At 68.6% G+C, this 13,497-nt stretch carries 14 protein-coding genes; 2 read left to right on the plus strand and 12 right to left on the minus strand.

The window, feature by feature from the left end:
• Positions 1 to 29 precede the first annotated feature (29 nt).
• Entirely contained in the window at positions 30 to 1,085 is a 1,056-nt protein-coding gene (speB, locus tag J3367_RS05065; RefSeq protein ID WP_024351392.1) for an agmatinase, read from the minus strand.
• On the minus strand, positions 1,078 to 2,304 hold the full coding sequence (locus tag J3367_RS05070) for an aminotransferase (RefSeq protein ID WP_421460304.1): 1,227 nt from the start codon (positions 2,302 to 2,304) through the stop codon (positions 1,078 to 1,080). Before J3367_RS05070 ends, speB begins: the two co-directional genes overlap by 8 nt.
• A gap of 295 nt (positions 2,305 to 2,599) precedes the next feature.
• On the opposite strand from J3367_RS05070, the gene J3367_RS05075 reads away from it, so the two are divergent.
• Positions 2,600 to 3,508 (plus strand): LysR family transcriptional regulator, encoded by a 909-nt coding sequence (locus J3367_RS05075; protein ID WP_029703404.1) that lies wholly within the window; start codon positions 2,600 to 2,602, stop codon positions 3,506 to 3,508.
• 158 nt (positions 3,509 to 3,666) lie between these two features.
• Positions 3,667 to 4,017: an RcnB family protein gene (locus J3367_RS05080; RefSeq protein ID WP_024351390.1), complete on the plus strand. Its 351-nt coding sequence runs from the start codon at positions 3,667 to 3,669 to the stop codon at positions 4,015 to 4,017.
• A 12-nt stretch (positions 4,018 to 4,029) separates the two neighbouring features.
• On the opposite strand, the gene J3367_RS05085 is transcribed toward J3367_RS05080, so the two are convergent.
• The 10 genes from J3367_RS05085 to J3367_RS05130 all read right to left on the minus strand — a co-directional run bounded on the left by J3367_RS05085 (position 4,030) and on the right by J3367_RS05130 (position 13,484).
• Positions 4,030 to 4,866, minus strand: a complete 837-nt coding sequence (locus tag J3367_RS05085) for an alpha/beta hydrolase (RefSeq protein WP_024351389.1) — start codon at positions 4,864 to 4,866, stop codon at positions 4,030 to 4,032.
• A 35-nt stretch (positions 4,867 to 4,901) separates the two neighbouring features.
• Positions 4,902 to 6,125: an acyl-CoA dehydrogenase gene (locus J3367_RS05090; RefSeq protein ID WP_060576928.1), complete on the minus strand. Its 1,224-nt coding sequence runs from the start codon at positions 6,123 to 6,125 to the stop codon at positions 4,902 to 4,904.
• A gap of 89 nt (positions 6,126 to 6,214) precedes the next feature.
• The gene (locus J3367_RS05095; protein ID WP_024352373.1) at positions 6,215 to 6,670 is read right to left on the minus strand and encodes a RidA family protein; all 456 of its coding nucleotides are present in this window, start codon (positions 6,668 to 6,670) and stop codon (positions 6,215 to 6,217) included.
• Positions 6,667 to 8,316, minus strand: a complete 1,650-nt coding sequence (locus J3367_RS05100) for an AMP-binding protein (RefSeq protein WP_024352372.1) — start codon at positions 8,314 to 8,316, stop codon at positions 6,667 to 6,669. Before J3367_RS05100 ends, J3367_RS05095 begins: the two co-directional genes overlap by 4 nt.
• An 11-nt stretch (positions 8,317 to 8,327) precedes the next feature.
• Positions 8,328 to 9,482: an acyl-CoA dehydrogenase family protein gene (locus tag J3367_RS05105; protein WP_024352371.1), complete on the minus strand. Its 1,155-nt coding sequence runs from the start codon at positions 9,480 to 9,482 to the stop codon at positions 8,328 to 8,330.
• 2 nt (positions 9,483 to 9,484) lie between these two features.
• Complete coding sequence (locus J3367_RS05110) at positions 9,485 to 10,321, minus strand: enoyl-CoA hydratase family protein (RefSeq protein WP_024352370.1); 837 nt, start codon at positions 10,319 to 10,321, stop codon at positions 9,485 to 9,487.
• A complete protein-coding gene (locus J3367_RS05115; RefSeq protein ID WP_024352369.1) occupies positions 10,318 to 10,860 on the minus strand; it encodes a MarR family winged helix-turn-helix transcriptional regulator in 543 nt (180 codons plus the stop codon). Before J3367_RS05115 ends, J3367_RS05110 begins: the two co-directional genes overlap by 4 nt.
• Entirely contained in the window at positions 10,857 to 11,621 is a 765-nt protein-coding gene (locus tag J3367_RS05120; protein ID WP_024352368.1) for an SDR family NAD(P)-dependent oxidoreductase, read from the minus strand. Before J3367_RS05120 ends, J3367_RS05115 begins: the two co-directional genes overlap by 4 nt.
• Before the next feature lie 107 nt (positions 11,622 to 11,728).
• Entirely contained in the window at positions 11,729 to 12,994 is a 1,266-nt protein-coding gene (locus tag J3367_RS05125; RefSeq protein ID WP_421460309.1) for a flavin-dependent oxidoreductase, read from the minus strand.
• 31 nt (positions 12,995 to 13,025) lie between these two features.
• On the minus strand, positions 13,026 to 13,484 hold the full coding sequence (locus tag J3367_RS05130) for a cupin domain-containing protein (RefSeq protein ID WP_009209331.1): 459 nt from the start codon (positions 13,482 to 13,484) through the stop codon (positions 13,026 to 13,028).
• Between the last annotated feature and the right edge of the window lie 13 nt (positions 13,485 to 13,497).

Here is a 13,497-nt window from a genome sequence, read left to right on the forward strand (position 1 = left end):
TCATCTCCTTGGTTGCAACGTGACTTCGATCAGCGGGCGGCGCCGGAACGGTCCGGCGTGAAATCCAGAAGGCTCAGAAGCTCGAACAGCATCTGCGCGCCGGCATGGGCGGTGTTGGTGGTGGCGTCGTATTGCGGTGCGACCTCGACCACGTCGCCGCCGATCATGTTGATCCCGGCGAGACCGCGCAGGATCATCTGCACTTCGCGGGTCGTCAGGCCGCCGATCTCCGGCGTGCCGGTACCGGGCGCGAAGGCCGGGTCGAGGCTGTCGATGTCGAAGGAGATATAGACCGGACCGTCGCCGACGACGGCACGGGCCTTGGCGATCACCGCCTCGAGGCCGAGGCCGGGAATCTCCTCGGCATGGATGACGGTCATGCCGGATTCGAAGGAGAACTCCCACAGATATTCGGAGGCGCCGCGAATGCCGATCTGGATGGTGCGCTCGGGGTCGAGCACGCCATCCAGCACCGCCTGCCGGAACGGGCCGCCATGGTGGAACTTGCAGCCGTCGAAGGGCCCGGACGTGTCGCAATGGGCGTCGATATGGATCATGCCGACCGGAGCTTCGGCGCCCAGCGCCCGCAGGATCGGCAGGGTGATCGAATGGTCGCCTCCGACGAAGAGAGGCAGGACGCCGGCCTTGGCGATCGTGGCAGCGGTGCGCTCGATATCCTCGTGCGACGTGGCAAGATCGAAGCGGCTGCGAAACGGCACGTCGCCGATGTCGGCGACCTTGAGACTGGCCGTCGGCATGGTCTTCAGCACGTGATTGTAGGGTCCGACGCGCTCCATGGTGCGCAGGGCACGCGGGCCGAAGCGCGAGCCATTGCGGTTGGTGACGCCGAGATCCATCGGCACGCCGATCATCGCGACGTCGAGGTTTGAGAGATCCGGCGCGGCCCAGTCGATGGCGCGATGGGGGGCGTCGAGCAGGGTCGGCACGCCGGCATAGGGGGCGACACGGGTGCCCTTGGGGTCGAAGAGCCGGTCGGCCACGGCCGCGAAGCCCTTGTCGTAGATGATCCGCTCGTTGTCGCCGGCGAAGCGCTGCCGCAGCGCTTCCAGTTTGCCGCTATCCATGAAGGTTCCCCGCTGGACGGTCTGGTTCGTTGGCAAAGGCGCCGGCGGACAGGCCGAGGCCGATCCGGCGCGCCATCTCGCGGATGCCGTCCGCATCCACATTGGCGAAGGCGATCCGCAGATGCTGGTCCTGGCCGGGGCCGAAGAAGCTGCCGGGCAGGACCAGCACCCCGAGTTCGCGAGTCAGCGCCTCGGCGACCGCCTCGGCCGGCCGGTCCGGGATGGGATGGCGCACATAGGCGAAATAGGCGCCGATCTGGTCGAGCTCCCAGCCCGGCAGGCTGGCAAAGGCGGCGCGGAAGATGTCTGCCCGTCGTGCGATCTCGTCGCGGTTTGCGTCGCGCCAGTCGGCCAGTTCATCAATGGCCCAGGGCAGTGCCGCCTGAGCCGGGCGGGGCGCGCAGATCTGGATGCAGTCAATGACCTTTTCCAACTCGGCGATGGTCGCCTCGCCGGCGATCATGGCGCCCACCCTGTGGCCGGGAATGGCGTAGGATTTGGAGAATGAGTAGAGCGCGATCAGGTTTTCGCGCGCGTCGGTTTCCGCGAACAGCCCATGCGGCTTGCCGAGCGCCGGGTCGAGGAAGTCGCGATAGGTCTCGTCGAGGACGAGATACATCCCACGCGAAACGCAGACTTCCATCAGTTCGGCGAGGCGTTCCGGCGGATAGACGGCGCCGGTCGGGTTGTTCGGGCTGACCAGCACCAGCGCCCGGCAGCGCGAATCGAGCACCGCCTCCAGCCCGGCGACGGAGGGCAGGAAGCCATCGGCCGCCTCGGTCTGCAACGGGCGCGCCTCGATGCCGAGCATTTCCAGCGTCATCTTGTGATTGAAGTACCAGGGGGCCGGCAGCACGACCACGTCGCCGGCGCGCGCGACGGTCAGCATGGCGGCGAAGAAGGCCTGGTTGCAGCCGCTGGTGATGGCGACGCGGCCGGCCGCGACGGGCATGCCGTAGCGCGCGGCGACATGGTCGGCATAGGCCTCGTGCAAGGCGCGGTCGCCGAGAATGTCGCCGTAGCGGGCACCGGCCGCCGAGGCCGCGGCTTCGGCCAGGCGGGTGGCGAAGCCGGCCGGTGGGGCATGGTTCGGAACGGCCTGGCTGCAGTCGATCAGCGGGCCGTGCCTTCCGTCATAGGCGGCGATCCAGCGGCCGGCGCGCGCGATCGGCGGCACCGAGACGGCGGTCAGCAACGGATTGGGCAGCGGCGCGGTCACTGGCAATCCGGACAGGCGTTAGTCGGCCGCGGCGAACGCCCCGTGCACGGCGCAGCCTCAGCGGGGTTCTGCAGGACGCTCAACGGGCCTCTCACCGGGATATCGCCGCCTCCAAACGGATCATGGATACTCTCTCCGACTGCCCGCTCACCCGATGATGGCAGCGACCGGCTGCTTGCGGATTGCTCAAACCGGGCCTTTGCCCTTTTCCTCATCATGTGCCGCGCTGGACGCATGGTGGAATATCGGCCTATCAATTCAAACATTGAAAAACGTCAAAGTGGTGCGGTCGCTCATGCGCGTTTCCGGAAGTGATCTTCGCCTGCTGCAGGTCTTCGACGCGGTGGTGCGGCATGGCGGCTTCGCGGCCGCGGCGTTGGATCTGAATGTCAGCCAGTCCACCATTTCCAACCACATGACGGCGCTGGAGGAGCGGCTGGGCTTTGTCCTGTGCCAGCGCGGCCGCGGTGGGTTTCACATGACCGAGAAGGGCCGGGCGGTCTGGGAGGCCGGGCGCCAGCTCGAAAAGGCGCTCCAGGACTTTTCCACCGACGTCGCCTCGGTGCGGGGCGAGCTGCGCGGCGAATTGCGGATCGGCATTCTCGACGCGGTGGTCTCCGATCCGGCCAACCGCCTTGCCGACGTCATCGCCGCCTATGGCCGGATCGCGCCGCATGTCCGGCTGGTGATTGCCCAGGAGCGACCGCAGGATCTGCAGCAGAAGGTGCTGGACGGGCTCTATCACTGCGCCATCGGCAGCTATCGCAACCGGATCGACGGCATCGTCTACGACCGGCTGCATGACGAGCGCCACAGCCTCTATTGCGGGCGTCTGCATGAGGCGTTCGAGGCCGACGATGCCGAGCTGACCGATGCGCGTCTTGCGGCCATGCCTTTCGTCCACCGCGGCTACTGGCGGGACGAGGACACGCTGCGCCAGCTCGACTGGCGCGTCGAGGCGACGGTCTTCCAGATCGAACCGCAGCTCATTCTGATCCAGTCCGGCCGTTATATCGGTCTCCTGCCGAACCATTACGCGGCCGAGGGAGTGGCGGCCGGCACGCTGCGGGCGATCCGGCCGAAGGAGATCGGCTATACCTGCGAGTTCGAATTGTTCTCGCCGCGCAACCGCCGACCGAGCGATGTCGCCGCCGCCTTCATCGAGACGGTGCGCACGGTCTGGCCGTCGGCGCAGGACACCTGACGCGTTCGGCCTTCGCTTCGCGTGGAGGCGCAGCAGGCGGTCGCAACGATGCTCCGTGCTTCAACCATGACTGCGGTTACACTTCGTAACATACTGGTTCATATGCGGTTCATGTGCCGAGGCCTACCGTCCTCTCACCACCAATGAGGACACATATCATGTTCAAGCGCACACTCATCGCCATCGCAGCCGTCTCCATGCTGGCCGCGCCGATGGCCCAGGCGCAGGCCCAGAGCCGGCACGACAACAACCGTCCCACCGCACAGCAGAGCCAGTCTCGCGACCACGGCGCCCAGCGGCATCGGGCGCAGCGGCCGACCGCTGCACGGGCCAAGTTCCGGTCCGGCCAGCGCTACGGCAACTGGAAGCGTCACCAGAGCGTGCGGGATTTCCGCCGGCACGGTTTGCGCGCGCCTGGCCGGGGGCAGAACTGGATCAAGGTCGACAACCAGTATCTGCTGATCTCCGCGGCCACCGGGCTGATCCTCGGCCTTGCCGCCGCCCGCTAAGCCGGACGCCTGTCACCCCGCCAGCAGCGCAACCGCGTCGCTGGCGGGGTCTTCCAATGCATCGATGACGTCGAAATGGTGCTGCCTTGGCGCTTCGATCGCCGCGGTGCGCAGGCCGAGCCCGCGCCAGGCGCTCGCAAGCAGCGTGTTCTGCCGGCGAAATTCGGGCAGTTCGTCGCCGCCGACGAGGCAGGTGAGGGCGGCATTGCCGTGCGGTTCGAGCAGCGCCGGGCTTTCGGCGCGGGCTTCGGCGAGATCGAGGGCCAGAATCTCGTTCATCTGCGTCTTCAGGAGCGGACGCAGGTCGTGAACGCCGCTGATCGACAACACCCGGTCGATCCGGGCGGCGGTCGCCTCGGAGAGCGGCGAATCCGTGCAGATCATCCGCGTCACCAGATGGCCGCCGGCCGAATGGCCGGACAGGCGGATCGGGCCGGAGACCTCCGCGGCGACCGTGTCGAGGAACTGCCCGACGTGACGTGTGATCTCCGCGATTCGAACCGTCGGGCACAACGGATAGGACGGCATGGCGACGGCAAAGCCGCGCGCCAGCGCGCCGGCCGCCAAATGCGACCATTCGGACCGGCCGAACGCCTTCCAGTAGCCGCCATGGACATAGACGGCGAGACCGGCGGGCGTGCCCTCCGGCAGGAAGAGATCGTAGACCGCCCGTTCGCCGTCGCCATAGGGGCAGGCGAGGCGGGCGCGACCGGCGGCTTCCAGCTCCTGCCGGAAAGCCGCTGCCCGCTCACGCCAGCGCGGCGGATAGGTCTCGGCCCCGGCAATCGCGCCGGCATTGCCATAGGCCGTGTCGAAATCCGTGATCGCCGCGTCCACCATCTGGCTCATGCCCCGTCGCCTCGTGTCGTTCTCTCCGGCGCGGCTCAGAAGAAGGCCTGGAGGCCGGTCTGGGCCTTGCCGAGGATCAGCGCATGGACGTCGTGCGTGCCCTCGTAGGTGTTGACGGTCTCCAGGTTCTGGGCGTGGCGCATGACGTGGTACTCGCCCATGATGCCGTTGCCGCCATGCATGTCGCGGGCGGTGCGGGCGATGTCCAGCGCCTTGCCGCAATTGTTGCGCTTGACCAGGCTGATCATCTCCGGCGCCATGGCGCCCTCGTCGAACAGGCGGCCGACCCGAAGCGAGCCCTGCAGCCCCAGCGCGATCTCGGTCTGCATGTCGGCGAGCTTCTTCTGGACAAGCTGGGTCTGGGCCAGCGGGCGGCCGAACTGGGTGCGCTCCATCGTGTAGTCGCGCGCCCGCTTCCAGCAATCCTCGGCAGCCCCCATGGCGCCCCAGGAGATGCCGTAGCGGGCCCGGTTGAGGCAGCCGAAGGGGCCGCCGAGCCCCGACACGTTCGGCAGCAGCGCGTCTTCGCCGACCTCGACACCGTCCATGACGATCTCGCCGGTGATCGAGGCGCGCAGGGAGAGCTTGCCCTCGATCTTGGGCGCCGACAGGCCCTTCATGCCCTTGTCGAGAATGAAGCCGCGGATCTTGTTGTCATGGGCGGCGGACTTCGCCCAGACGACGAAGACGTCGGCGATGGGCGAATTGGAGATCCACATCTTGGCGCCCGACAGGCGGTAGCCGCCGTCGATCTTCTCGGCCCTTGTGGTCATGCCGCCGGGATCGGAGCCGGCATCGGGCTCGGTCAGGCCGAAACAGCCGACATATTCGCCGGTGGCGAGCTTGGGCAGGTACTTGCGGCGCTGGGTCTCGTCGCCATAGGCGAAGATCGGATACATCACCAGGGAGGACTGGACGCTCATCATCGAGCGATAACCCGAATCCACCGCCTCGACGGCCCGGGCGACGAGGCCGTAGGAGACATAGGACGCGCCGGCGCAGCCATAATCCTCGGGCAGGGTCAGGCCGAGCAGGCCGAGCTCGCCCATCTCGTTGAAGATCGACCGGTCGGTGGTCTCGTTGCGATAGGCCTCGACGATGCGCGGCCGCAGCTTCTCCTCGGCATAGGACCGGGCGGTCTCGAAGATCAGCCGCTCGTCCTCGGACAGCTGGTCCTCGAGCCGGAACGGGTCGGCCCAGTCGAAACCGGCGGACGGAGACGCAGACGGCGAAGGCGCGGCGGCCGAAGCGTTGGACATGGCGGGGTTCCTGTCGTGGTGGCGCGGCACGGGGCCGGGATCTGTCTGAATGTCTGGGACGCAAGCGCTGCCGGTCGGAACAGCGCGGCCTAGTCGGGCACGATGGCGGTGGCCTCGATCTCGACCAGCGCCTCGGGTTCGACCAGGTCGGAGACCTCCACCAGGGCCATCGCCGGATAGTGCCGGCCAAGGACGCGGCGATAGGCGGCGCCGAGTTCGGCGGTCGAGGCGCGGTAGGTGGCGATGCTGCGCACATACCAGGTGAGGCGGGCGATATGCTCCGGCCCGCCGCCGGCTTCCGCGACCACGGCGAGGACATTGCGAAGCGTCTGTTCGACCTGCGGGATGAAGCCGTCGGCGAAGGTCTCGGTCTCGTCCCAGCCGATCAGGCCGCCGGTGAGCACCAGCCGGCCGCGACCGGCCATGCCGTTGGCGTAGCCGCGGGGCTTCTTCCAGCCGGGCGGCTGCAGGGTATCGAGCGCGGCGTCGTCACCGGCTTCGGACGAAGGGGTCGGACTGGCGCCGATCGGCTGGTTGATGTTCACGCGTTCACTCCCTGGGTCGCGTCCTCGGCTTCGGCCTCCGCCTGCTGGCGCAATGCAAAGCGCTGCAGTTTTCCCGAACCGGTCTTGGGCAAGGCGTCCACGAAGACGACCGAGCGTGGGTATTTGTAGGGCGCGAGCTCGCGCTTCACATGGTCCTGCAGTTCCTTGGCGAGATCGGGCCCGGCCGCCGACGGGTCGGCCAGGACGATGAAGGCCTTGACGATGCGGCCGCGCTCCGGGTCCGGGGCGCCGACGACGCCAACCTCCAGCACCAGCGGATGGGCGAGAAGTGCGGCCTCCACCTCGGGGCCGGCGATGTTGTAGCCGGCCGAGACGATCATGTCGTCATTGCGGGCCTGGAACCAGAAATAGCCGTCCTCGTCCTCGACATAGGTGTCGCCGGTGATGTTCCAGCCATTCTCGACATAGACGGCCTGGCGCCGGTCGGCGAGGTAGCGGCAGCCGATCGGACCACGCACCGCAAGGCGGCCCGCGGTGCCCTTGGGCTGCGGCGTGCCTGAGGCGTCGACGATGCGCGCCTCGTAGCCGGGCACGGGCTTGCCGGTGGCGCCCGGGCGGATCGCCTCCTGCGGCGCGGCGATGAAGATGTGCAGCATCTCGGTCGCGCCGATGCCGTCCATCAGCTTCAGGCCGGTCGCCTCCAGCCAGGCATCGAAGGTCGGGCGCGGCAGGGTCTCGCCGGCGGAGACGCATTTCTTCAGGGACGACAGGTCGTATTCGTCGATCTTCGCCAGCATGGCGCGATAGGCGGTGGGGGCGGTGAAGCAGACCGTCGCGCCGTATTCGCCGATGGCGGCGGCAAGATCCGGCGGGCCGGCGCGTTCGAGCAGCACGGTCGAGGCGCCGATCCGGAACGGGAACAGGACGAGGCCGCCGAGACCGAAGGTGAAGGCCAGCGGCGGCGAGCCGATGAAGACGTCGTCGGCGCCCGCGCGCAGCACGTCGCGGGCATAGCAGTCGCAGATGACCAGAAGGTCGCGGTGATAGTGGATCGTCGCCTTGGGCAGGCCGGTCGTTCCCGAGGTGAAGCCGAGAAGGCAGGGATCGTCGGCCCGCGAGGCCACGGCCTCGAAGCGGTCGGCCGCGCCAGCCATGAGAGCGCCGAGATCACCGCCCGCAAGCCCCTCCCAAGTGACGATCCGGACCGGCCGGGCGGCGGAATTCGCGGCCTTGTCCATCTCGTCGACCAGGGTCGCGTCGCACAGAGCGAGCCCGATCTCGGCCTTGTCGAGGATCTGCACGAGCTCGCGCGCGCGCAGCAGCGGCATGGTGGCGGCGACGATGCCGCCGGCCTTGATGACCGCCATGTAGAGCGCGACCAGGGTCGGGTTGTTGGCCGAACGCAGGAGAACCCGGCCGCCGGGCACAAGTCCGAGTTCGCCGGTCAGGACATTGGCCATCCGGTCGACGGTCCGGGCGAGTTCGGCATAGGTCCAGTGCACGCCCGGCGCGCGGATGGCGAGCCGCTCGCCGCGGCCTTCGGCGACATGGCGGTCGACGAGTTCGGCGGCAGCGTTGAGCTGCTCGGGATAGCCGAGCCGGTCGAGATTGATGAAGTCCGGCTGCTCGGCTGCGGGCGGCAGGTTGTCGAGGACGAAGGTGTCGACATGGCAGGAGGCGGGCATGGGCGATCTCCTCAGGCGGCTTGCGACAGCAATTGGCGGGCGATGATGAGCTTCTGGACTTCGGTCGCGCCCTCGTAGATGCGCAGGGCGCGGATCTCGCGGTACAGCGTCTCGGGCACGGAGCCGGAGCGCACGCCTTCGCCGCCATGGAGCTGGACGGCCCGGTCGATGACCCCTTGCGCGTTTTCGGTGGCGACCATCTTGGCCATGGCCGCCTCGCGGGTGATGCGCGGCGCGCCGCTGTCGCGGGTCCAGGCCGCGCGGTAGACGAGCAGGGCGGCGCTGTCGATCGCCGTTGCCATCTCGGCGAGGGCCGTCTGGGTGAGCTGCATATCGGCAAGCGGCGCGCCGAACAGCTTGCGCGAACGGGCGCGGTCCAGCGTCACGTCGAGGGCCCGGCGCGCAAAGCCGAGGGCGGCAGCGCCCACCGTGGTGCGGAAGACGTCGAGCGTCGCCATGGCGATCCGGAAGCCCGCGCCGGGCTCTCCGATGCGATTCGACGCCGGGACCCGGCAATCCTCGAAGCGGAGGCGGGCGAGGGGATGCGGGGCGATGGTGTCGAGCCGCTCGGCGATGGTCAGGCCCGGCGTGTCGGCAGGCACGCAGAAGGCCGAAAGGCCCTTGGCGCCGGGTGCCTCGCCGGTGCGGGCGAAGACGACGTAATGGTCGGCAATGCCGCCATTGGAGATCCAGGTCTTCTCGCCGTCGAGACGGATCATGTCGTTGCCGACCGGGGTCGCGGCGAGGGCGATCTCGGCGACGTCGGAGCCGGCGTCCGGCTCGGTCAGCGCGAAGGCGGCAATCGCCGTGCCGTCGCGCACGCCGGGCAGCACAGAGGCTTTCTGGGCTTCGCTGCCGTAAAGGGTCAGTGCGCCGGTGCCGAGCCCCTGCATGGCGAAGGCGAAGTCGGCGAGGCCGTCGAAGCGGGCGAAGGTCTCGCGCAGGATGCACAGGCTGCGCACGTCGAAGCGACCGTCCCTGGGCGCGGCATGGGCGAGGAAACCGGCTTCGCCCATGGCACCGACGAGGCGCCGGCACGTCCCGTCGACATCGTGGTGATCGACGAGGCCGGCGACGTTGGCGGCAGCCCAGTCCTCGGCCTTGCGGGCGAGGTCGCGGTGGCTCTGGTCGAAGAACGGCCAGTCGAGGAAGCTGCGGTCGGCCACGATCAGTTCCCTTCGAAGACCGGCTTGCGCTTGGCCGCGAAGGCCTCGAAGGCGCGGCGGAAATCGCCGGTCTTCATGCACAGGGCCTGGGCGATCGCCTCGGCGTCGATGGCCTCGTCGACGCCCATCGCCCATTCCATCTGAAGCATGCGCTTGGTCACCGAATTGGCGTAGGTCGGGCCTTCGTTGAGCGCGGCCGCCATCTCCATCGCGGCATCCATGGCGCCGCCGGTGTCAGTCAGCCGGTTGAAGAAGCCCCAGCGCTCGCCTTCCTCGGCGCTCATGAAGCGGCCGGTGTAGAGGAGTTCGGAGGCGCGGCCCTGGCCGATGATGCGGGGCAGGATCGCACAGGCGCCCATGTCGCAGCCGGCAAGGCCGACGCGGTTGAACAGGAAGGCGACCTTGGCGCCGCTGGCCGCGATCCGCATGTCGGAGACCATGGCCATGATCGCGCCGGCCCCGGCGCAGATGCCCTCGACCGCGGCGATGACGGGCTGCGGACAGGCGCGCATCTCCTTGACGAGATCGCCGGTCATGGTGGTGAAGGCGTGCAGTTCGGCCGCTTCCATCTTCGTCAGCGGCTCGATGATCTCGAAGACGTCGCCGCCGCTGGAGAAATTGCCACCCGATCCGGTCACGACGATGGCGGTGACGTCGTCGTCGAAGCGCATCGCCCGGAAGGTGTCGCGCAGCTCGGCATAGCTCTCGAAGGTCAGCGGGTTCTTGCGATCCGGCCGGTCGAGGGTGATCACCGCGATGCCGTTGTCGATCGCGAGGCGGAAATGCTCGGGCACGAAGTCCCGCAAGGGTGCGGCGATCGCGTTCTGGCGCTTCATCATTCGTCCTCTGGCTGTGTTGGTGCGGGTCCGGCGCGGCTGGCGTCGTGGACCGAGTGCTTGAGGTCGCCGAGCCGCGACCAGAGTTCGGTCTGCTCCTCCGGCGAGATGCCGGCGAGGAGTTCGGCCAGCCAGTCGCTGTGGGCGCGGGCCATGCGGGCGAAGGTCGAGCGGCCCTGCTCGGTGAGGCGCACCCGCGCCGAGCGCCGGTCGTGTTCGGAGACCTGACGCTCGATCAGCCCCTCCTGGACAAGGCGGTCGACGAGGCCGGTGACATTGCCGTTGGAGACCATCATCCGCCGCGACAGCTCGCCGAGCAGGATGCCGTCGGACGAGCGTTCGAGCTGGGCCATCAGGTCGAAGCGGGGCAGGGTGGTGCCGAACTGTTCGCGCAGGCGCTTGCGGATCTCGGCCTCGACGAGGTTGGCGCAGGTCAGGAGGCGCAGCCACAGGCGCAGCTCGGCGCGGTGATCCTGCGGGCTCTCGCCGACCTTGGACTCGGCGTCGATATGGTCGATCGGGGTCTGCCGGGTGACACTCACAATTCGCCTCCCGCGATCGCGATCGCCTGGCCGGTGACGCCGCTGGCGCCGGCTCCGGCCAGCCACAGCACGCTGTCGGCGACCTCCTCGGGGCGGATCAGCCGGCCGAGCGGATTGACCCGCGTGAAATCCTTCAGGATCGCATCGCGGTCGCGGCCGGTCTTTTCCTCCAGCCGGTCGAGCGAGCCGGCGATCAGCGCGGTGTCGGTGTAGCCGGGACAGACGGCATTGACGGTGATGCCGGCGGTGGCCAGCTCCAGCGCCAGCGAACGGGTTAGGCCGATGACGGCGTGCTTGGCCGCCGTATAGGCGCCGACATAGGCATAGCCCTTGAGGCCGGCGGTCGAGGCGACGCTGACGATGCGGCCCGTGCCGGCCGCCTTCATCGCCGGCACGACGGCGCGGATCGCGGTGAGCACCGGCTCGACATTCAGCGCCATCATCCGCCGCATCTGGTCGACGTCGAGGCGCGACAGCGGTGCGGTCTCGGCGGCGCCGGCATTGTTGACCAGCACCTCGATCGGGCCGGCGCGCTCGGCGGCGCTCGCAAGGGCTGCCTCCAGCGCTGCGGCGTCGGTCACGTCGGCTGCGACGCCGGCATGGGCGCCGAGTTCGGCGCGGGCCCGCTCGGCACTTTCGGCGCTGCGGCCATGCACCGTCACGCGATCGCCCGCCGCCACGAAGGCGGCGGCGATGGCGTGGCCAATCCCGCGGGTCGAGCCGGTGACGAAGACGTGGCGAGGGCTGGCAGATGGGGTCATGACGACCTCCGATGAATTTGTTTAAGCCTAAACTATCTGGTCGTGCTGCGGCAAGCGTGTCGGCTTCTGTTCAGGACCGCCGTTGTTCAGGACCGCGGTCGGGGCGATCAGGCGTTGGCGGCGCGACGTTCGGAGACGAGGCGGTCCGGTTCGGCGGCAAAGCCCGCCTTGCCGGCATAGCCGCCGACGATCGCCTTCAGTTCGGCCCGGCTCATGACGTCCTCGACATTGGCGAAGCCGGCGGGCGCGCGCTTCTCGACCTCGTCGATCACCCGCTCCGGGCCGCCCTTGCGGTTGAGGCGGACGATCTCGGCGGTCTTGGGCAGGCGGTCCTTCTCGTATTCCCACAGCGCCTGGCGGGGATGTTCGGCACGCTCCAGGCAGTCGGCCAGCGAGCGGGCGTCGAGGATCGCCTGCGAGGCGCCGTTCGAGCCGACGGGATACATCGGGTGGGCCGCGTCGCCGAGCAGCGTGACCCGGCCGAAGGTCCAGCGCGGCAGGGGATCGCGGTCGCACATCGGGTATTCGAAGGCCTGCGGCGTCGCCTCGACGAGGGCCGGGACGTCGTAGTCGGGAATGGCGAAGCGCTTGGCATATGGCAGGACCAGCGAGCGCAGGGCCGGGCGCGACCAGCTTTCCTTCGGCGGCGGGGACTTGGCGCCGTCGGCCATCTTGATGTTGACGACCCAGTTCATGAGCTGGGTGCCGTCGCCCTTCTCGGCGATCGGATAGAGCACGAACTTCGCGCCCATGCCGCCGCCGATCGCCATGGTGCGACCGTCGCGCCAGCTCTTCCATTCGGTGGCGCCGCGCCACATCAGGACGCCGTTCCAGCAGGGCGCGCCCTCGTCCGGGTAGAAGCGCTTGCGGGCGGTGGAATGGATGCCGTCGGCACAGACGAGAATGTCGCCGCGCACGGTGGTTCCGGCGTCGCCGCGGACCGAATCCGTGAAATGGGCGGTGACGCCGCCCTCGTTCTGGATGAAGCCCGACAGGCTGAGGCCGGTCTTCACCGCGTCCGGCCCCAGCCGTTCGATGACGGCGTCGTAGATCAGCTTCTGCAGCCGGCCGCGATGGATCGAGAATTGCGGGACGGGGTGGCCGGCGTCGATGCCGCGCAGTTCGCTCCACACCTCCTGGCCCTGGCGGTTGTAGTAGACCAGCTCGCGGGTGCGCAGGCCGACCTTGTCGAGGGCGGGCAGGAGGCCGATCTCGGCGAGTTCGCGGATGGCGTGGGGCAGGGTGTTGATGCCCACCCCGACCTCGCGGACAGCTGGCGACTGTTCGTAGATCTCGGCCTTGATGCCGCGCTTGTGCAGCATGAGCGCGGCGGTCAGCCCGCCGATGCCTGCGCCTGCGATGATCACCTTCATGGCCTTGCCTCCTTGCGCCCCTTGTCCCCGCCTATTCCGCGTCTGGCGGCGGCAGGAAATCGACCTCGTGCTGGGCCGAGACGGCGACGACCTCGGCGGGGTCGGCGGTCGGTCCGAGATTGTGGAGCGCCCAGAACAGATCGTAGAGGCGCTGGGCCGGGGAGACCCAGAAATAGCACTTCACGTCGGAATCCGTCCGGTTGAACAGGCCGTGCGGAATGCCACGCGGCAGGCGGACGAGATCGCCGGGCTCGGCATGGCTTTCCTGTCCGTCGAGGATCACGTCGAGACGGCCCTCCAGCATGTAGACGAACTCTTCCTGGGTCGGATGGATGTGCGGCGGCACGAAGGTGCCGACCGGGAAGGTCGCGTGCCAGGAGAACGAGCTCTCGGCATGCTGCTTGGGCACGTAGATCTGGCCGAGGATGTTCCAGCTTATGCCGTCCATCCCCTCGTTGGCCTTGGTGACGCCGGCGGTCATGATCGGCATGGGCGTGGCTCCT

Source organism: Aurantimonas sp. NFXS3 (genome assembly GCF_049132005.1).
GTDB classification, from domain to species: Bacteria; Pseudomonadota; Alphaproteobacteria; order Rhizobiales; family Rhizobiaceae; genus Aurantimonas; species Aurantimonas coralicida.